A 16,730-nucleotide genomic window follows, 5' to 3' on the forward strand; every position below is an offset into this window, starting at 1 on the left:
ACATGGGCGTGAGCTAGTCCTGTCGCCGTAGGATGGTGTTGAGCGAAGCGAAACCCATCAAGAGTGTGCGGCCAGGATCGATGGGTATCGCAGGCTCAACCCATCCTACGTGCTGGACCCGTTGGGCGAATGAATTCGCCCCTACAGGTTATCTCACCATGCCCAGGCTCTGTGCCCAATCCGGCAGCGCTGTGTCGTGCGGGTGGTGCGGGTAGTGCGGGCCGGCCCGCACTACAGGGCAATCCTGTAGGGGCGAACTTGTTCGCCCGCAGTGGTTGGGCCACTCGCCGTGCCGCCCGATGGATCCCCCTAAGCTCGCGTTTCCTTGGCCTAACCCAGCGTGACCAGTTGCGCGCGTGGCTGGCCGTCTTCGATATCCAGCAACGCCAGGCTGATCGGCAGCTTGAATCGGCGGCGGCCGGCGCTACCCGGGTTGAGGTAGAGCACGCCGTCCGCCTGTTCGATCTTCGGCTGATGCGAGTGTCCGGCGATCACTACGTCGACGTGCTCTGCGGCCGATTCGAACCCCATCGTCTTGATGTCATGGGTGACGTAGACGCGCAGCCCGCCGATCTGCAGGTCGAGCGTTTCGGGGATCGCCGCAGCCCAGTCGCCGCTGTCGACATTGCCCCGAATCGCGTCGAGCGGCGCCAGTCTGCGCAACCCGTCCAGCACCTCGGGTTTGCCGATGTCGCCGGCGTGGATGATGCGCTCGCAACCCTGCAGCGCAGCGATGGCTTCAGGGCGCAGCAAACCGTGGGTGTCGGATATGACGCCAATGCGCATGGTGGCTCCCGTTTTGATGAGTGTATGGGTGTTGGGCAAGCGAGGCTTGGCCGCGGTTCGATCTTGCGGCAGTCTGACGCTCGCCTAATTGCAGGGGAACGGGAATGGAGCAGGTCGATTGCGTAGTCATCGGCGCCGGTGTGGTGGGGCTTGCGGTCGCGCGGGCACTGGCCCAGGCCGGACGCGAGGTGTTGATACTGGAGGCCGAGTCAGCCATCGGCACGGGCACCAGTTCGCGTAACAGCGAGGTCATTCATGCCGGCATCTATTATCCGCAGGGCTCGTTGAAAGCGCGGCTGTGTGTGGCCGGGCGCGATGCGCTCTATGCGTTCTGCGACAGTCACGGCGTCCCTTACCAACGCTGCGGCAAGCTGATCGTCGCCACCGACGCATCCCAGTTGGCAGGGCTCGACGCGCTGCAGACTCATGCCATCGCTAACGGCGTCGATGATCTGCAGCGGCTTGATGAGGATGAAGTGAAGGCGCTGGAGCCGCAGCTCAATGCCGTGGCTGGCCTGCTCTCGCCCAGCACTGGCATCGTCGACAGCCATGCCTTGATGCTGGCGCTGCAAGGCGATGCCGAGGCCGCAGGCGCGCTGTTGGCATTGCATGCACCGGTCGAGGCAGTCGAGGTACTGGGCAACGGCTTGAAGGTGGAAGTCGGCGGCGCTGAGCCGATGACACTGCTCGCCACGACGCTGATCAACTGTGCCGGGCATGCCGCACCGGCGATTGCCGCCCGTACCACAGGGCTGTCTGCCGACAGGGTGCCGGCGCGCTATTTCGCTAAGGGCAGCTATTTCAGCTTGGCAACCGCGACGCCATTCCGCCATCTGGTCTATCCGCTCCCGGAGCCCGGTGGGTTGGGCGTGCACCTGACGCTGGACCTCGGTGGTCAGGCGCGTTTCGGCCCGGACGTAGAGTGGGTTGACGGTGTGGATTACACGATGGATGAGAGCCGCGCGGACGGTTTTTATGCCGCAATCCGCCGTTACTGGCCGGGATTGCCCGATGGTGCGTTGCAACCGGCATACACCGGCATTCGCCCGAAAATCAGCGGCCCCGGCGAGCAGGCTGCGGACTTTCGCATCGACGGCCCTGCCGACCATGGCGTCGCGGGGCTGGTGAATCTGTTCGGCATCGAATCGCCAGGGCTTACCGCGGCCCTGGCGATCGCCGATGAGGTCTGCCGGCGCTTAACCCAATGCCCTCGCGCCGGTTAATCAGGCCGCGTCCTGCTCCGCGCTGGCAGGCGACTCGGGCAGGAACCAGTTCATCACCAGGGCACAAATGCCGCCGGTGGCTACGCCCGACTCCAGCACGTTGCGCAGCGCTACCGGCAGATTGGCAAGGAACTCCGGCACCTGAGAAAAGCCCAGGCCCAGCGCCAGCGAGACGGAGATGATCAGCAGCGCGCGGCGGTCCAGCTTGATGCCCGCGAGGATGTTGATGCCCGCAGCCGCCACCGCACCGAACATCACAATTGCGGCGCCGCCAAGCACTGGCTCGGGCACCGCTTGCAGCACGCCGGCAACCGCCGGGAAAAGCCCGAGAATCACCAGCATGACCGCGATCCACATGCCGACGTAGCGGCTCGCAATGCCGGTGAGCTGGATGATGCCGTTGTTCTGCGCGAATACCGAGCTTGGGAAGGTGTTGAAGAAGCCTGCCAGCAGCGAGTTGGCGCCGTTGACCAGCACGCCGCCCTTGATGCGCTGCATCCACACCGGGCCTTCCACCGGTTGGCGTGAAAGCTTGCTGGTGGCGGTGATATCGCCAATGGCTTCGAGCGAGGTGACCAGATAGATCACCACCATGGGAATGAACAGACTCCAGGAGAAGCCGAGGCCAAAGTGCAACGGCATTGGGATCTCGAACAGCTCGGCTTCGTGCATCCCGGTGAAACTCAAGCGCCCCAGCCAGGCCGAGAGCGCATAACCGATGGCCAGCGCGATGATGATGGCGCAGCTGCGCATCCACTGCACCGGCAGGCGGTTCAGCACGACGATGGCGCCCAGCACCACGCCGGACAACAGCAGGTTTTCGCGGCTGGCAAAAGTCCCGTCGCCCATGGCTGCGTAGCCGCCGCCCATGCTGATCAGCCCGACCTTGATCAGCGTCAGGCCGATCATCAGCACCACGATGCCGGTCACCAGCGGTGTAATCAGGCGCTTGATGAACGGCAGCACGCGAGAGACGCCCATTTCGATAAAGGATCCGGCAATCACCACGCCGAAGATTGCCGCCATCACGCCTTCAACCGGCGTGCCCTGCTTGACCATCAACACACCGCCGGCAATCAGCGGGCCAACGAAGTTGAAGCTGGTGCCCTGCACGATTAGCAGCCCTGCGCCGAGCGGGCCGAAGCGCTTGCACTGAACGAAGGTGGCGATCCCGGAAATCACCAACGACATGGAGACGATGATGTTGGTGTCCCGTGGCGATACCCCGATGGCCTGGCAGATCAGCAATCCCGGCGTGACGATCGGCACGATGATGGCCAGCAGATGCTGCAGCGCGGCGAGAAAAGCGATCCAGGGGCGGGGCCGGTCGTCGAGTGCGTAGACCAGGTCGTTACGAAGCTCATCAGGGGAGGATTTCAGCGCGCTCATGGCATGCTCCATAAAAAAAGAGCGCGATTCTACGCGCCGCCGCCGATGGGGCACAGCTGAACCGGTCGGCTGGCGAGGCGGCCATCCATTCAATGATCAGCGATTGGCTGTAAGCGTAGGCGGCGAGACGGTGCCGGCACATCTGAAACGCAACCACCGATCCAGTCACAGCCCGGCGGGCCTTGCGTTGCGGTGCCTTGGGGCGGCTCACATACTCGGCCTCCTGGAGATTCACTCGGCGCCGCCTTGCTGCCAAACGGCTAGCAACGACAACTGAAGGACATCATGCAAAAAGTAATTGAACAGCGAACCCTGGCGGTCTTCATGTCGTTGGGGCTCCTGCAAGGACTGACGCTATGGCTGGCCAGTGAAAGCTGGCCGCACGGGTCGCTCTGGCGCACTCTGTTTTCCGCGCTGATCGTCCTCGTCGTGGTCGGTGGCTGGCAGCTGCAGATGCTCTGGGGCCAACTGCGCGAGGCTGAGCGCTGGAAGCTGCTGCTGCCTGCTGTTCTGTTGCCCGCCGTGTTGGCGGCGTGGCTTGGGGCTCAGTTCGATCAGCCCCGCTGGTATTACTTCGATGAAACGACCGGCACGCTGCTGCTGTGGAGCCAGCTGGCGCTCGCCTACATCCTCACGCCGTTTATCCAGGCGCGGGACTCTGCTCATCGCTGGCGCTTCGACTACAGCGCGCTTTATCGGAACGCCTGGAACAACGGGCTGCTGCTGTTCATGGCGTCCGTGATGCTTGGGGTTTTCTGGCTGCTGATCTGGCTCTGGTCGGGCCTGTTCAGCATGCTCGGGGTCGATCAGTTCAAACGGTTCTTCAATTCGTCCGGCTTCATCTGGGTTGCCAGCGCTACCGTAATTGCTGCCGGGCTTGGCATTGGGCAGAAACGTGGCCAGGTCATCGATGCATTGCGCAACGTGCTGCAGGCGATGTGTCGTTTTCTGCTGCCGTTGACGGTGGTGATCCTGCTGCTGTTCGTGGTCTTCCTGCCGTTCACTGGCCTGACCCCGCTCTGGGCGACACGCCACGCCACGCCGATCCTGCTGGCGCTGGTGTTCGCACATATCGCATTGCTCAATGGGGTCGTGCAGGACGGCCTGCAGGCGTCCCATTACCCACGCCCCTTGCGGCTGCTGGCCGACGCCAGCTCGCTGTGCCTGCCGCTGCTGGCGGGGCTCGCGATGCATGCGCTGTGGCTGCGTATCGACCAATACGGACTGACGCCGGATCGCGTATTGGCCGCGCTCCTGGCGCTGGTCGCGCTGGTCCATGGCCTTGCACTGGTGAGGGCGGTGCTCCGGCGTGATCCCGCCTGGCTGAGCGGGCTTCGGCAGAGCAACCCGCCGCTGGCGCTGTTCGCCGCATTTGTGCTGGTGTTGATGCATGTACCGATGCTGAGCCCGCTGCAACTTAGCGCCGCGAATCAGTACCAGCGGCTGATCAATGCCACGCTACCAGCCGAACGAACCGATCTCGGTGCGCTGCGCTTTCAACTTGGCGAACCGGGGCGGCGATATCTGCAAGCGTTGCGTGAAGCGCTGGGCGAGCCTTGGGAGGACGACGCGCTGCGCATGCGACTGCAGGGCGATCTGCAGCGACTGGATGGCGCGGAGCACTACTGGGCCTGGAGGAGGGAGCAGGAAGTGGCTGCTGCGCCGCCAGTGCCCTGGATTGGGGAACCAGTGGCGGATGACGACGGATCACTGGCGCGTGCGGTCAATTATCAGGGGTGCGTAGACAAGTGCCGATTGTTCGCTGTTGATCTGGACCGGGACGGCCAATCCGAGGTGCTGCTACTTCGCGCCGAGCCCTGGGTGGTGCCGGTGTTCGGGCAGGCTGCTGCGGGGAGCTGGGGCAGGATTGGTCAGCTACGCGTCACTGTAGGTGTGCTCCCGGACAGCGACGTGCTCAGCGAGATTTTGCAGCGCAGTGAGTTCGAGTTGGTCGCGCCCCGATTCAATGCGATCGAGATCGATGGCGTCCGCCTGGAACCGGCCATCGGCGAGCCATGAAAAAGCCCGACGCGGTGGTCGGGCTTTCTTTGCCGCAATAAACCGAACGATCAGCCGTCCAGCATTGCCTTGTTGCGCACTGCGCCTTTGTCGGCGCTGGTTGCGAGCAGGGCGTAGGCCTTGAGCGCAGTGGTCACCTTGCGCGGGCGTGGGGCGGCGGGTTTCCAGCCTTTCTTGTCCTGCTCGATGCGGCGGTGGGACAGTTCTTCATCGCTGACCTGCAGCTGAATGCTGCGGTTGGGGATGTCGATCACTACCTTGTCGCCGTCGCGCACCAGGCCGATGGCGCCGCCGGCGGCGGCTTCAGGCGAGGCATGGCCGATGGACAGGCCCGAGGTGCCGCCGGAGAAGCGGCCGTCGGTGAGCAGCGCGCAGTCCTTGCCCAGGCCCTTGGATTTCAGGTATGAGGTTGGATAGAGCATTTCCTGCATGCCCGGGCCGCCTTTCGGGCCTTCGTAGCGAATGATGACGATGTCGCCGGCCTTCACTTCGTCATTGAGGATGCCCTTAACAGCGCTGTCCTGGCTTTCGAAGATCTTGGCGGTGCCTTCAAACACGTGGATGGATTCGTCCACGCCCGCGGTTTTCACCACACAGCCATCGAGCGCGATGTTGCCGTAGAGCACGGCCAGGCCGCCTTCCTGGGAATAGGCATGCTCGACGCTGCGGATGCAGCCTTCGGCGCGGTCCAGGTCCAGGGTGTCCCAACGGGTCGACTGGCTAAACGCCGTCTGCGTCGGGATACCGGCCGGGCCGGCCTTGAAGAAGGTGTGTACCGCTTCGTCCTGGGTCTGGGTGATGTCCCATTGGGCGATGCCTTCCGCAAGCGTCCGGCTGTGCACGGTGGGCACGTCGGTGTGCAGCAGGCCGCCACGGGCCAGCTCACCCAGAATGGAGAAGATACCGCCGGCGCGGTGCACGTCTTCCATGTGGTACTTCTGGATGTTCGGCGCAACCTTGCACAGCTGCGGCACCTTGCGTGACAGGGCATCAATGGCGCGCAGGTCGAAATCGACCTCGGCTTCCTGAGCCGCAGCCAGCAGGTGCAGGATGGTGTTGGTCGAGCCGCCCATGGCGATATCCAGGGTCATGGCATTTTCGAAGGCGCGGCGGCTGGCGATATTGCGCGGCAGAACGGATTCGTCGCCCTCGCCGTAATAGCGCTGGCAGAGCTCTACGATGGTGCGGCCAGCCCGCAGGAACAGCTGCTCGCGGTCGCTGTGCGTAGCGAGGGTCGAACCGTTGCCGGGCAGGGCGAGGCCAAGGGCTTCGGCCAGGCAGTTCATTGAGTTGGCAGTGAACATGCCGGAGCAGCTGCCACAAGTCGGGCAGGCGCTGCGCTCGTATTCGGCGACCTTCTCGTCCGAGGCGCTTTCATCGGCAGCGATGACCATGGCGTCGACCAGGTCCAGGCCGTGGCTGGCCAGCTTGGTCTTGCCGGCTTCCATCGGGCCACCGGAAACGAACACCACAGGGATGTTCAGGCGCAGGGCGGCCATTAGCATGCCGGGGGTGATCTTGTCGCAGTTGGAGATGCAGACGATGGCATCGGCGCAATGCGCGTTGACCATGTATTCGACCGAGTCGGCGATGATCTCGCGCGAAGGCAGCGAATAGAGCATGCCATCGTGGCCCATGGCGATGCCGTCATCGACCGCAATGGTGTTGAATTCCTTGGCGACGCCGCCGGCCTTTTCGATCTCGCGGGCGACCAGCTGGCCCAAGTCTTTCAGGTGCACGTGGCCGGGCACGAACTGGGTGAAAGAGTTGGAAATGGCGATGATCGGCTTCTTGAAGTCTTCGTCCTTCATGCCGGTGGCACGCCACAGCGCGCGGGCGCCGGCCATGTTGCGGCCGTGCGTGGAGGTTTTCGAGCGGTAATCGGGCATGACGGTTCCTGCGGCTAATCAGCGGTTCGAATAGTGCTTATGGTGAGCGTCACCTGTGCCGCGTGCAACGGCAGGTGACCGTGCGTGCGGAGGGGCCGGCTCGAGGCGGGGTATCGCTCGGGCGGCCTGGGCTCATGGCCCGCCGGGGGATGGTGGCGAGGAATGTGCCAATTCTACGCCCGTTCCCTCTGGCGAGCCAAACGGCACGATTACTGGTGCTCATCCTACGTTGAGTCAGGCGCATCAACACCGAAGCTAATGATGAATTATTCAGGTGGAGCGAAGCGCGGCCGTTCGTCCGCTGCAAGGGCGCTTCCAGTGGCGCGGTGGTTTCAGCTGGCTAGGGTTGATTCGGGCCGACTGGCCACCCGCGTCGTTGACGGTCGGGGATATAGGAGGTGCAGTGCGCTCGCCTCGCATGGCGGGCTGGCGCGAACGTCCATACACATAATCAGAACAACAAGAGGAATGCACATGCTGGACATCAAACTCGGCGGCATTGCCGCTGCGCTGAGCTTGGCGATTTGCGGATTTGCCATGGCTGCACCACTGCCGGATACGCCCGGCACGCCATTTCCAGGCGTGTCCAACTTCGACCGCTCCGGCCCCTACGCCACGACCAGTCGCAGCGAAGGCCCCAACTGCCGCGTTTATCGTCCCAGTAACCTGGGGCAGAACGGCGTCCGACATCCGGTGATTCTATGGGGTAACGGAACCGGGACTGGGCCGACCGCGTATTCGGGGCTGTTGTCGCACTGGGCCAGCCATGGCTTCGTCGTTGCGGCGGCAGAAACGTCCAATGCCGGCACCGGACGGGACATGCTGGCCTGCCTCGACTACCTGGTTCAGGAGAGTAATCGCACCTTCGGCACCTATGTAGGCGTGCTCAATACGGGCAGGGTCGGCACGTCTGGGCATTCCCAGGGTGGCGGCGGTTCTATCATGGCCGGGCAGGATGATCGCGTAAGCGCAACTGCGCCGATTCAGCCTTACACCATCGGCCTGGGCCACAACCCGGCGTCCCAGCGGAACCAGAAGGGGCCGATGTTTCTGATGTCAGGCGGAGCCGACACCATCGCGTTTCCCTACCTGAACGCGCAGCCGGTCTACACGCGAACTAACGTGCCGGTGTTCTGGGGGGAGCGGCGCTATGTCAGCCACTTCGAGCCTGTCGGTGACGGTGGCGCCTACCGCGGCCCGTCGACCGCCTGGTTCCGCTATCACCTGATGGAAGACGAAACGGCGCGCAGCACCTTCTATGGTCGCTTCTGCGGGTTGTGCACCAGCGTCTTGTGGACAGAGCAACGCAAGGGCATCGAGTAACGCCCGACGAAGCCCCGCACGCGTCATTGGTGCGAGGGCTTCGGTTAGTCGACGCTGATCAGCTGTTAGGCAGGATGCGGCAGGTGATGCTCTTGATGTAGCGCGTTTCCGGGATCGCAGGATGCACCGGGTGGTCCGGGCCCTGGCCGCCGCGCTCAAGCAGCTGAATGTTGCGATCCAGATGACGCGCGCTGCCGAGCAGGATGTTCTGCAGGTTGTCTTCCTCCAGGTGCATCGAGCAGCTGGCGCTGATCAGGATGCCGTCCTTGTTCAGTAGGCGCATGGCGGCTTCGTTCAGACGACGGTAAGCGGCTTCGCCGTTCTTGATGTCCTTCTTGCGCTTGATGAAGGCGGGCGGGTCGGTGATGACCACGTCGAAGCGCTCCTCGGCGTTCTTCAGCTCCTTCATCGCTTCGAAGGCATCGCCCTCGACACAGGTCATCTTCTCCGCTACGCCATTGAGCGCGGCATTGCGCTCGACGCCGTCCAGGGCGAAGGCTGAAGCGTCGACGCAGAACACCTCGCTGGCACCGAAGGCCGCGGCCTGTACACCCCAGCCGCCGATGTAGCTGAACAGGTCCAGCACGCGCTTGCCCTTCACATAGGGCGCCAGACGCGCGCGGTTCATGCGGTGGTCATAGAACCAGCCGGTCTTCTGGCCCTGCAGAACCGGGGCTTCGAATTTCACGCCGTTCTCTTCCAGCGCAACCCATTCCGGGACCACGCCGAACGCAGTATCGACGTACCGCTCGAGACCTTCGGCATCGCGGGCGCTGGAGTCGTTTTTCCATAGCACGCCGCGCGGCTTGAGCACCTGAACCAGCGCTTCAAGCACGGCATCCTTGTTGCGCTCCATGGTGGCCGAAGCCAGCTGCACCACCAGATGATCATGGAAGCGGTCCACCACGAGCCCCGGCAAAAGGTCCGAGTCACCATAGATCAGGCGATAGCAGGGTTGATCGAACAGACGATCGCGCAGCGACAGGGCGACCTGAATACGGTGCACCAGCAGTGATTTGTCCAGACTGTGCTTGAGGTCGCGGGACAGTAAGCGCGCGCAGATCAGGTTGTTTGGGGAGACGCCGACAATGCCCAGCGGTTTGCCGCCAGCCGCTTCGAGGATCGCCTGATCACCGGCAGCAAAACCGCTGAGCGGCGTGGCGGCGGTATCCACTTCGTTGCTGTAGACCCACAGATGGCCGGCGCGCAGGCGGCGATCGGCGTTGGCTTTGAGGCGCAGGCTGGGCAGGCTCATCGGGAGGGCTCCGGGAAAAGGGCGGGATTATAGGGGAGCGGGCGGACAAAAGCGCTGGCTGGTTGAGCTCTGGGCGATGGCCGAGGCTGGACGGAAGGGCGTTGGAACGGGTTCCTGTGCAGAGGGTCGCCGGCGATTGGTTGCACCCTCAGCCTCAACGAGCTCCGAATCCGTGTTTCGGTGGATCGATGAAGCGCGATCCACCCTACGTTCGGCCACCAGCTTTCCGTCAGGCTGCGAGGGCTTTGACCAGGGCCTGGCTAAAGGCCGGGATATCGTCCGGGTTGCGGCTGCTGATCAGATTGCCATCGACCACCACCTGTTCGTCGACCCAATTGGCGCCGGCGTTTTTCAGATCGTCGGTGAGCGATGGGTAGCTTGTCATCCGCTTGCCTTGCACGAGCTTGGCTGAAATCAACAGCCATCCACCATGGCAAATGACCGCTATCGGCTTGTTGGCCTGGGCTGCTTCGCGCACCAGCTGCTGCGCTTTTTCATCGGTACGAATGGTGTCGGAGTTCACCACGCCGCCGGGCAGCACCACGGCATCGTAGTCACTCATTTTGATGCTTTCGAAGGTGTTGTCGACATGGAACTTGGTGTCCGGAGTGATGTGGTTCCAGCCGGTCACTTCACCGTTCGAGGATGAGATGATCTCGGCGACCGCGCCGGCTTTTTCCAGCGCTTCCTTCGGGCCGGTCAGCTCGACCTGCTCGAAACCTTCGGTTACCAGGATCGCTACACGTTTGCCTTTCAGGGAATCGGCCATTTCGTTTCCTCCTCGTCGGATTGCAAAGTTATCTACTTGAAATCCGACCATGAACTCGGCCAAAGTTCGCACTCTTTTCTTAGTGGCCTTGTGCTATCCGCCAGGCCGGGCTGCCTCCATGTCCATCGAACTCACCGACGAGCAGATCCGCAGCGTGCTGCAGGGGATCAGCGTTCCTCCGCAGCCGCAGATCATGGTCGATCTACAGATGGAGCAGGTCATGCCTGATCCTGACCTGCGCGCCATCGCTCGGTTGATCAGTCAGGATCCCGGCCTCTCAGGTGCCTTGCTGAAGACGGTCAACTCACCGTTCTTCGGCCTCGCCAATCGCATCGCCTCGATCCAGCAAGCCGTCAACCTGCTGGGCTGCCGTTCGGTGATCAACCTGATCAATGCACAATCGATCCGCGGCGAGCTGACCGATGCGGCCATCGTCACGCTCAACCGCTTCTGGGATTCCGCGCAGGACGTAGCCGGCACCTGCCTGGCTCTGGCCAAGCGCATTGGGCATCCAGCACCGGACGAGGCCTACACGCTCGGTCTGTTTCACAACTGCGGCATTCCGCTGATGCTGACTCGCTTCCCCGGATACATGACAGTGCTGGAAGAGGCCTATGCCAGCGTCGGGGTCGAGACGCGCATCACTGACATTGAAAACTGGGTGCTCAACACCAACCATTCCGTCGTGGGTTATTTTGTCGCGCGCTCGTGGAAGCTGCCGCAGACGCTGTGTGAGGCCATCGCCAATCACCACAACGCGCTGGCCCTGTTCAACGATGAGTGGAGCGATCCGCAGGTCAAGACGCTGCTTGCGATTCTGAAGATGGCCGAGCACATCTGCGCCTGCCATCGCGTACTGGGCGAGCAGCCGGAGGACCACGAATGGGCTGCCGTGGCGCAGCTGGTACTGGAATACGTTGGCCTCTCGGAATACGATTTCGAATGCCAGCGCGACATCATCCGGGAGCTGGGTGTCGGCTGACCCGGCCTCGCGTTAACTGCTAAGGTCGCCTCCCGGTCCACTACCGATCTGCCTGTATGCCCGAACTTCCAGAAGTCGAAACCACCCGTCGCGGCATTGCCCCGCACCTTGTCGGCCAGCGTGTTAGCCAGGTCATCGTGCGCGAGCGCCGGTTGCGCTGGCCGATTCCAGATGACCTTGACGTGCGGCTGTCCGGCCAGCGTATCGAGTCGGTTGAGCGGCGCGCCAAGTACCTGCTGATCAAGGCCGAGGTCGGCACCCTGATCGCGCACCTCGGAATGTCCGGCAGTCTGCGGCTGGTGCCGCCGGATTTGCCGGTGGGCAAGCACGAGCATGTCGACATCGTGCTCGAGTCCGGCATGGCGCTGCGCTACACGGACCCGCGTCGCTTCGGCGCGCTGCTCTGGAGCGATGATCCGTTGAGCCACGTGCTGCTCGCCAGCCTCGGCCCGGAGCCGCTAGGCGATGCGTTCGACGGTGAGCGGCTTTACCAGATGTCGCGGGGACGCAGCATGGCGGTCAAACCCTTCATCATGGATAACGCGGTGGTCGTGGGCGTTGGCAATATTTACGCGAGCGAGGCGCTGTTCGCTGCCGGGATCGACCCTCGTCGCGCCGCCGGTGCGGTATCGCGAGCGCGTTATATGAAGTTGGCCGTCGAGATCAAACGGATACTGGCCTACGCCATCGAGCGCGGCGGTACCACGCTGCGCGACTTCGTCGGTGGCGACGGCAAGCCGGGTTACTTCCAGCAGGAGTTGTTCGTCTACGGTCGAGGCGGGGATCTGTGCAAATGTTGTGGCTCGACTTTGCGCGAGATTCGGCTGGGCCAGCGAGCCAGCGTCTATTGCGGACGCTGTCAGCGATGACGAAACGATCTGCCATGCACTGCGCAGGCATTGACGGTGTTCACGATCAACAATCGGCGGCCACTGCTATAGTGACCCTCACCACAATCATCTGCCTCGCTTCGCCCAGCTGAAGGACCACACCATGAATCTGTTTCGCTCCACTGCTGTTGTCTTGGCCCTGACCACAGGTCTGCTGACGATGCCTGTGCAGGCGCAATCGGTACAGCAGAACGCCAGCGGCGATCCCATGTACACCGTAGAAGCCCCCAAAGCCTTTTCCATCGTCGGCGATCTGCTGATTGCCCGGCCGTTGCTCATCGCAGCGACCGCTATTGGTGCCGGCCTGTTCGTCGTCAGCTTGCCGTTCAGCGCTATGGGTGGCGGCATCAAGGAAACCGGTCAAGCACTGGTCGTCGAGCCAGGCGCTGCCGCCTTTGCCCGTTGCCTGGGTTGCACCCGCGTCGGTTACAACCGCCAGGACTGATTCCGCGGTTCAGCTTCACTAGGTCGGATAGTCACTCGTTCCGCCGTCACGGCCTCGCCGCTTCATCGCGTGCGGGGCCGTGTCGTTTCCGGCCAGGGCTTCACATTTCGTTCATGCGCACGCGGGCCACGGCCGTGCAGCTGTGTTTGTGCGTGTTGAGACATCGAAGAAAAGGCGGCGCCAGTCTCGCGCAGCTGAAGCTGACCTCGGCTTCAAGCCGAGGTCGGGAGGGGTCAAGCCTTGCCGGTGATGATCATGTACTTCTGCATCAACTCGTCCTTGCTCTCGACGTTGCTTTCGTCGAGCGGGATGCAGTCCACCGGGCAAACCTGCTGACACTGCGGTTCGTCATAGTGGCCGACGCACTCAGTGCAGAGATTGGGATCGATGACGTAGATTTCCTCGCCTTGGGAAATAGCGCTGTTCGGGCACTCGGGCTCGCACACGTCGCAGTTGATGCAGTCATCGGTGATTATCAGGGACATCCAGCTAACTCCAGCTGCGGCATTAACCGCAGCGCAGGTATAAACGACGCGGCAATTTTGCCGCATCGGCTCGCCCGGTGCACGCGCGGCGATGGCCCATGTGTCGGCATCTCTCCGTCGCGCCTGAAGCTAGGCCGCTTTAGCGCGAGGCGTAGCGCTCGGTCAGCGCTTTCATGACGGAGGGATGAACGAACTTGGTGACATCGCCACCAAGACGCGCGATTTCGCGAACCAGGGTCGATGAAATGTAGGAAAACTTCTCTGAAGGTGTCAGGAACAGACTCTCTACATCGGGTGCAAGCTGCCGATTCATGTTCGCCAACTGGAACTCGTACTCGAAGTCGGACACGGCGCGCAGGCCACGTAGCAGGACGTTGGCTTTCTGCTCGGTGACGAAGTGCGCCAGCAGTGTGGAGAAGCCAAGCACCTTGACGTTCGGCAAGTGAGCGGTGACTTCCTGGGCCAGGGCCACACGTTGTTCCAGCGGAAACAACGGATTCTTGTTGGGACTGGCAGCGACCGCAATAATCACCTCGTCGAACAGACGTGAAGCGCGTTCGACCAAATCGGTATGGCCCATGGTGATCGGGTCGAAAGTGCCCGGATACAACACTCGATTCATCGCGGCGTCCTGACGCATGCGTGGGGGGTGGATGGTAGCGGCTCGGTAACGGCAGCGTAAAGCATCAAAGCGGATGACCGCCGGATGCCGGCATAACGAAGCCGTTCACGCATTTTTCAGTCGTTCGATCAGTTGACTGGAGAGTTTCGCGGCGAGGCCGTAAATTGATAGCTATGGGTTCACGCCTATGCTGGTGGGAAATAGCGAGCCGTCATGGATCGACAGATTTTCCAGCTACGGCGGGAAAAGGCGAGATTGGTAGGGTTCATTGTTGTAAGCGACCGCGCGCTTCAGCGTACGAAGAGCTTGTAGATCATGCGCTGCAGCGCCTTGCCGTAAGGCGGGTAAATCATCCGGGCTGCATTGAACCGCTGCTTGATGAACACGCCCTTGGCTTTGCTGAAGGTCAGGAAGCCTTCGTGGCCGTGGTAGTGCCCCATCCCAGAGGGACCGACGCCGCCGAAGGGCAGGTCGTCCTGGGCGACGTGAAGTAGGGTGTCGTTAAGGCAGACGCCGCCGGAATGGGTGTGTCGCAGCACCTGTCGTTGCTCGGCCTTGTTGTAGCCGAAGTAATAAAGCGCCAGCGGACGAGGGCGTGCATTGACGTAGGCGAGCGCCTCGTCGAGTTCGTCGTAGGGCACGATGGGCAGAAGGGGGCCAAATATCTCGTCCTGCATGACCAGCATGTCGTCGGTGGTGTCGAGCAGCAGGTAGTGCGGCATGCGCCGGTCCTGACCAGTCTCGAACAGGGGGACGAGGCGCGCGCCCTTGGCCTCGGCATCGTCCAGATAGCCTTGGAGGCGTGCATGCTGGCGCGCGTTGACGATGGAGGTGTAATCCGGGTTGTCCACCAGCTGCGGGAAAAAGCGCTGCACGGCGGCACGGTAAGCCGTCACGAAGTCGTCGAGGCGCGGCCTCGGCACCAATACATAATCCGGTGCGACACAGGTTTGCCCGGCATTCAGCGTCTTGCCGAAGGCGATGCGTTCAACGGCATCGGCAAGCGGTACGGTGGCCGAGACGATAGCCGGTGATTTGCCGCCCAGCTCCAGGGTGACCGGCGTCAGATGCTCCGCCGCCGCTCGCATAACCTGCCGTCCGACACTGGTGCTGCCCGTAAACAGAAGGTGATCGAAAGGCAGCTGCGAGAAGGCGATACCGGTATCGACGTCGCCCAGAACCACGGCGACCTGATCCTCCGGGAAGATCTCCGCCAGCAGATCCTTGAGCAGCCGCCCTGTTGCGGGTGTGGATTCGCTCATTTTCAGCATCACCCGATTGCCAGCTGCCAGCGCACCTATCATGGGGCCTACCGCCAGATACAGGGGGTAGTTCCACGGCACGATGATGCCGACCACCCCAAGCGGCTGATACTCGACCTTCGCGCTGGCCGGCTGAAATGCCAGACCCACCCGGCGCCGAGAGGGTTTCATCCAGCGCTGAAGGCGACGCTTTGCATAGTGAATGCCGTGCAGGCTGGGCATGATTTCCGCCAACCGTGTTTCGTCCGCTGAGCGGTTGCCGAAATCGGCGCTGATGGCGTCGATCAAGGATTGTTGATTGCTGGCCAGGACATCGTGCAGCGCCTCCAGCCATTGCTGGCGATCCTCGCCGTTGGGGCTGGGATTGGCATGAAACGCCATGCGCTGTCGCTCGAACAGCGACAACAAACGATCAGCCTCTGTGCTGAGCTGATTCAGATACGCAACATCGCTAAGCATGGGGCGCGGCTCCGGTAGAACGGACGTTGCATGCTTATTAGAGCAACTACTCTAATCTGTCAATCGAGTGCACTGCCGGTGGTGTCGGGTTACCTTTGCTTTCAGGTCCAGCTCGATGGAAAAGCCTTCCCTGCAATGTCTTCCAAATCAAAAACCCGCCAACGCATCCTTCAGGCTAGCCTCGAACTGTTTAACGACAAGGGCGAGCGCAGCGTGACCACTAACCACATCGCTGCGTACCTGGAAATTTCGCCGGGCAACCTTTATTACCACTTCCGTAACAAGCAGATGATCATCGCTGAGCTTTTTGGTCGTTATGAAGCGCAAGTCGATGGGTTTCTGCAGCTTCCCGAAGGCCGGCCCGTAACCATCGAAGACAAGACGCGCTATTTTGAATCGCTGTTTTCGGCGATGTGGGAATACCGCTTTCTGTACCGCGATTTGGAGCATCTGCTGAGCAACGACCGTGAGCTGGCAGACCGTTATCGCCTCTTTGCCAGAAGACATCTGCACAGTGCGCAGCGCATTTACCAGGGCTTCGTCGACGCCGGCATTCTCGTGATGACGCCGCCTCAGGTGGAAGCGCTCGCAGTCAACGCCTGGATCATCATGACGTCGTGGGTGCAGTTTCTCTGCACTGTCCTGACCAAACCCGACAACGAGCTCGATCGAGAGATGCTGCGCCGCGGTATTTTCCAGTTGCTTGCACTTGAAGAGGGGTTCGTCAGCGAATCTGCGCGATCAGGGTTTATCGAGCTACGCGAGCGACTGGCTTGAGTGGCAGTTATCAGTGTTCGAAAACGAGTGAAAAGACGTTTTATTGACGCCTGCTTTGCTGAGGGTCAACCACCCATCGCCAATGATGGCATTATGCTTGTATCGAGTAATGGCATATGGATTAATACCACCTGTAACAGCCGTTCTGTCTGGTG

General features: G+C 62.0%; 15 protein-coding genes and 1 pseudogene. 7 read left to right on the forward strand and 9 right to left on the reverse strand.

Annotated elements, in window-relative coordinates; translation table 11 throughout:
- Window positions 1–330 precede the first annotated feature (330 nt).
- Window positions 331–786, reverse strand: a complete 456-nt coding sequence (locus tag NA619_RS22395) for a metallophosphoesterase family protein (RefSeq protein ID WP_255963995.1) — start codon at window positions 784–786, stop codon at window positions 331–333.
- A gap of 104 nt (window positions 787–890) precedes the next feature.
- On the opposite strand from NA619_RS22395, the gene NA619_RS22400 reads away from it, so the two are divergent.
- Complete coding sequence (locus NA619_RS22400; RefSeq protein ID WP_255963996.1) at window positions 891–2,009, forward strand: NAD(P)/FAD-dependent oxidoreductase; 1,119 nt, start codon at window positions 891–893, stop codon at window positions 2,007–2,009.
- Here NA619_RS22400 and NA619_RS22405 read toward each other — a convergent pair whose 3' ends face one another.
- Window positions 2,010–3,398 (reverse strand): uracil-xanthine permease family protein, encoded by a 1,389-nt coding sequence (locus NA619_RS22405; RefSeq protein WP_255963997.1) that lies wholly within the window; start codon window positions 3,396–3,398, stop codon window positions 2,010–2,012. It abuts the gene before it with no gap.
- 285 nt (window positions 3,399–3,683) lie between these two features.
- Between NA619_RS22405 and NA619_RS22410 the strand changes: the two genes are divergently transcribed.
- Window positions 3,684–5,417, forward strand: coding sequence for a DUF4153 domain-containing protein (locus NA619_RS22410; RefSeq protein WP_255963998.1), 1,734 nt, complete (start codon window positions 3,684–3,686; stop codon window positions 5,415–5,417).
- A gap of 50 nt (window positions 5,418–5,467) precedes the next feature.
- Here the strand turns inward: NA619_RS22410 and ilvD are convergent, their stop codons facing one another.
- Window positions 5,468–7,306 carry a dihydroxy-acid dehydratase gene (ilvD, locus tag NA619_RS22415; protein WP_255963999.1) on the reverse strand — a complete coding sequence of 613 codons (1,839 nt, stop codon included), beginning with the start codon at window positions 7,304–7,306 and terminating at the stop codon, window positions 5,468–5,470.
- Between the two features lie 474 nt (window positions 7,307–7,780).
- Between ilvD and NA619_RS22420 the strand changes: the two genes are divergently transcribed.
- Window positions 7,781–8,629, forward strand: a complete 849-nt coding sequence (locus NA619_RS22420; RefSeq protein WP_255964000.1) for an alpha/beta hydrolase — start codon at window positions 7,781–7,783, stop codon at window positions 8,627–8,629.
- 58 nt (window positions 8,630–8,687) lie between these two features.
- Here the strand turns inward: NA619_RS22420 and NA619_RS22425 are convergent, their stop codons facing one another.
- Both NA619_RS22425 and NA619_RS22430 read right to left on the reverse strand, forming a co-directional pair.
- Window positions 8,688–9,884 (reverse strand): class I SAM-dependent rRNA methyltransferase, encoded by a 1,197-nt coding sequence (locus NA619_RS22425; RefSeq protein ID WP_064480851.1) that lies wholly within the window; start codon window positions 9,882–9,884, stop codon window positions 8,688–8,690.
- Window positions 9,885–10,113: 229 nt separating this feature from the next.
- On the reverse strand, window positions 10,114–10,653 hold the full coding sequence (locus NA619_RS22430) for a type 1 glutamine amidotransferase domain-containing protein (protein ID WP_255964028.1): 540 nt from the start codon (window positions 10,651–10,653) through the stop codon (window positions 10,114–10,116).
- Between the two features lie 118 nt (window positions 10,654–10,771).
- On the opposite strand from NA619_RS22430, the gene NA619_RS22435 reads away from it, so the two are divergent.
- The 3 genes from NA619_RS22435 (at window position 10,772) to NA619_RS22445 (ending at window position 12,970) form a co-directional block, all read left to right on the forward strand.
- Window positions 10,772–11,635: an HDOD domain-containing protein gene (locus NA619_RS22435; RefSeq protein WP_255964001.1), complete on the forward strand. Its 864-nt coding sequence runs from the start codon at window positions 10,772–10,774 to the stop codon at window positions 11,633–11,635.
- A 56-nt stretch (window positions 11,636–11,691) separates the two neighbouring features.
- A complete protein-coding gene (mutM, locus tag NA619_RS22440) occupies window positions 11,692–12,504 on the forward strand; it encodes a bifunctional DNA-formamidopyrimidine glycosylase/DNA-(apurinic or apyrimidinic site) lyase (RefSeq protein ID WP_255964002.1) in 813 nt (270 codons plus the stop codon).
- A 124-nt stretch (window positions 12,505–12,628) separates the two neighbouring features.
- On the forward strand, window positions 12,629–12,970 hold the full coding sequence (locus NA619_RS22445; protein WP_255964003.1) for a multidrug transporter: 342 nt from the start codon (window positions 12,629–12,631) through the stop codon (window positions 12,968–12,970).
- Window positions 12,971–13,203: 233 nt separating this feature from the next.
- Here NA619_RS22445 and NA619_RS22450 read toward each other — a convergent pair whose 3' ends face one another.
- The 4 genes and pseudogenes from NA619_RS22450 to NA619_RS22465 all read right to left on the reverse strand — a co-directional run bounded on the left by NA619_RS22450 (window position 13,204) and on the right by NA619_RS22465 (window position 15,798).
- Window positions 13,204–13,455 carry a YfhL family 4Fe-4S dicluster ferredoxin gene (locus NA619_RS22450; protein WP_045423623.1) on the reverse strand — a complete coding sequence of 84 codons (252 nt, stop codon included), beginning with the start codon at window positions 13,453–13,455 and terminating at the stop codon, window positions 13,204–13,206.
- A gap of 139 nt (window positions 13,456–13,594) precedes the next feature.
- Entirely contained in the window at window positions 13,595–14,077 is a 483-nt protein-coding gene (coaD, locus tag NA619_RS22455; RefSeq protein ID WP_255964004.1) for a pantetheine-phosphate adenylyltransferase, read from the reverse strand.
- A gap of 105 nt (window positions 14,078–14,182) precedes the next feature.
- Window positions 14,183–14,311: pseudogene (locus NA619_RS22460) on the reverse strand (GMC oxidoreductase); the annotation flags it as partial.
- Window positions 14,312–14,367: 56 nt separating this feature from the next.
- On the reverse strand, window positions 14,368–15,798 hold the full coding sequence (locus tag NA619_RS22465) for a coniferyl aldehyde dehydrogenase (RefSeq protein ID WP_255964005.1): 1,431 nt from the start codon (window positions 15,796–15,798) through the stop codon (window positions 14,368–14,370).
- Window positions 15,799–15,933: 135 nt separating this feature from the next.
- Here NA619_RS22465 and NA619_RS22470 point away from each other — a divergent pair, with 135 nt between their 5' ends.
- The gene (locus NA619_RS22470; RefSeq protein WP_255964006.1) at window positions 15,934–16,575 is read left to right on the forward strand and encodes a TetR/AcrR family transcriptional regulator; all 642 of its coding nucleotides are present in this window, start codon (window positions 15,934–15,936) and stop codon (window positions 16,573–16,575) included.
- Window positions 16,576–16,730 lie beyond the last annotated feature (155 nt).

Origin of the sequence: Stutzerimonas stutzeri (genome assembly GCF_024448895.1) — a bacterium.
Taxonomy (GTDB): domain Bacteria; phylum Pseudomonadota; class Gammaproteobacteria; order Pseudomonadales; family Pseudomonadaceae; genus Stutzerimonas; species Stutzerimonas stutzeri_Q.

Excerpts from the sequence above, each read along its gene's own strand:
- NA619_RS22395 (WP_255963995.1), bottom strand. The coding sequence starts at position 786 with ATGCGCATTGGCGTCATATCCGACACCCACGGTTTGCTGCGCCCTGAA.
- NA619_RS22400 (WP_255963996.1), top strand. The coding sequence starts at position 891 with ATGGAGCAGGTCGATTGCGTAGTCATCGGCGCCGGTGTGGTGGGGCTT.
- NA619_RS22405 (WP_255963997.1), bottom strand. The coding sequence starts at position 3,398 with ATGAGCGCGCTGAAATCCTCCCCTGATGAGCTTCGTAACGACCTGGTC.
- NA619_RS22410 (WP_255963998.1), top strand. The coding sequence starts at position 3,684 with ATGCAAAAAGTAATTGAACAGCGAACCCTGGCGGTCTTCATGTCGTTG.
- ilvD (WP_255963999.1), bottom strand. The coding sequence starts at position 7,306 with ATGCCCGATTACCGCTCGAAAACCTCCACGCACGGCCGCAACATGGCC.
- NA619_RS22420 (WP_255964000.1), top strand. The coding sequence starts at position 7,781 with ATGCTGGACATCAAACTCGGCGGCATTGCCGCTGCGCTGAGCTTGGCG.
- NA619_RS22425 (WP_064480851.1), bottom strand. The coding sequence starts at position 9,884 with ATGAGCCTGCCCAGCCTGCGCCTCAAAGCCAACGCCGATCGCCGCCTG.
- NA619_RS22430 (WP_255964028.1), bottom strand. The coding sequence starts at position 10,653 with ATGGCCGATTCCCTGAAAGGCAAACGTGTAGCGATCCTGGTAACCGAA.
- NA619_RS22435 (WP_255964001.1), top strand. The coding sequence starts at position 10,772 with ATGTCCATCGAACTCACCGACGAGCAGATCCGCAGCGTGCTGCAGGGG.
- mutM (WP_255964002.1), top strand. The coding sequence starts at position 11,692 with ATGCCCGAACTTCCAGAAGTCGAAACCACCCGTCGCGGCATTGCCCCG.
- NA619_RS22445 (WP_255964003.1), top strand. The coding sequence starts at position 12,629 with ATGAATCTGTTTCGCTCCACTGCTGTTGTCTTGGCCCTGACCACAGGT.
- NA619_RS22450 (WP_045423623.1), bottom strand. The coding sequence starts at position 13,455 with ATGTCCCTGATAATCACCGATGACTGCATCAACTGCGACGTGTGCGAG.
- coaD (WP_255964004.1), bottom strand. The coding sequence starts at position 14,077 with ATGAATCGAGTGTTGTATCCGGGCACTTTCGACCCGATCACCATGGGC.
- NA619_RS22465 (WP_255964005.1), bottom strand. The coding sequence starts at position 15,798 with ATGCTTAGCGATGTTGCGTATCTGAATCAGCTCAGCACAGAGGCTGAT.
- NA619_RS22470 (WP_255964006.1), top strand. The coding sequence starts at position 15,934 with ATGTCTTCCAAATCAAAAACCCGCCAACGCATCCTTCAGGCTAGCCTC.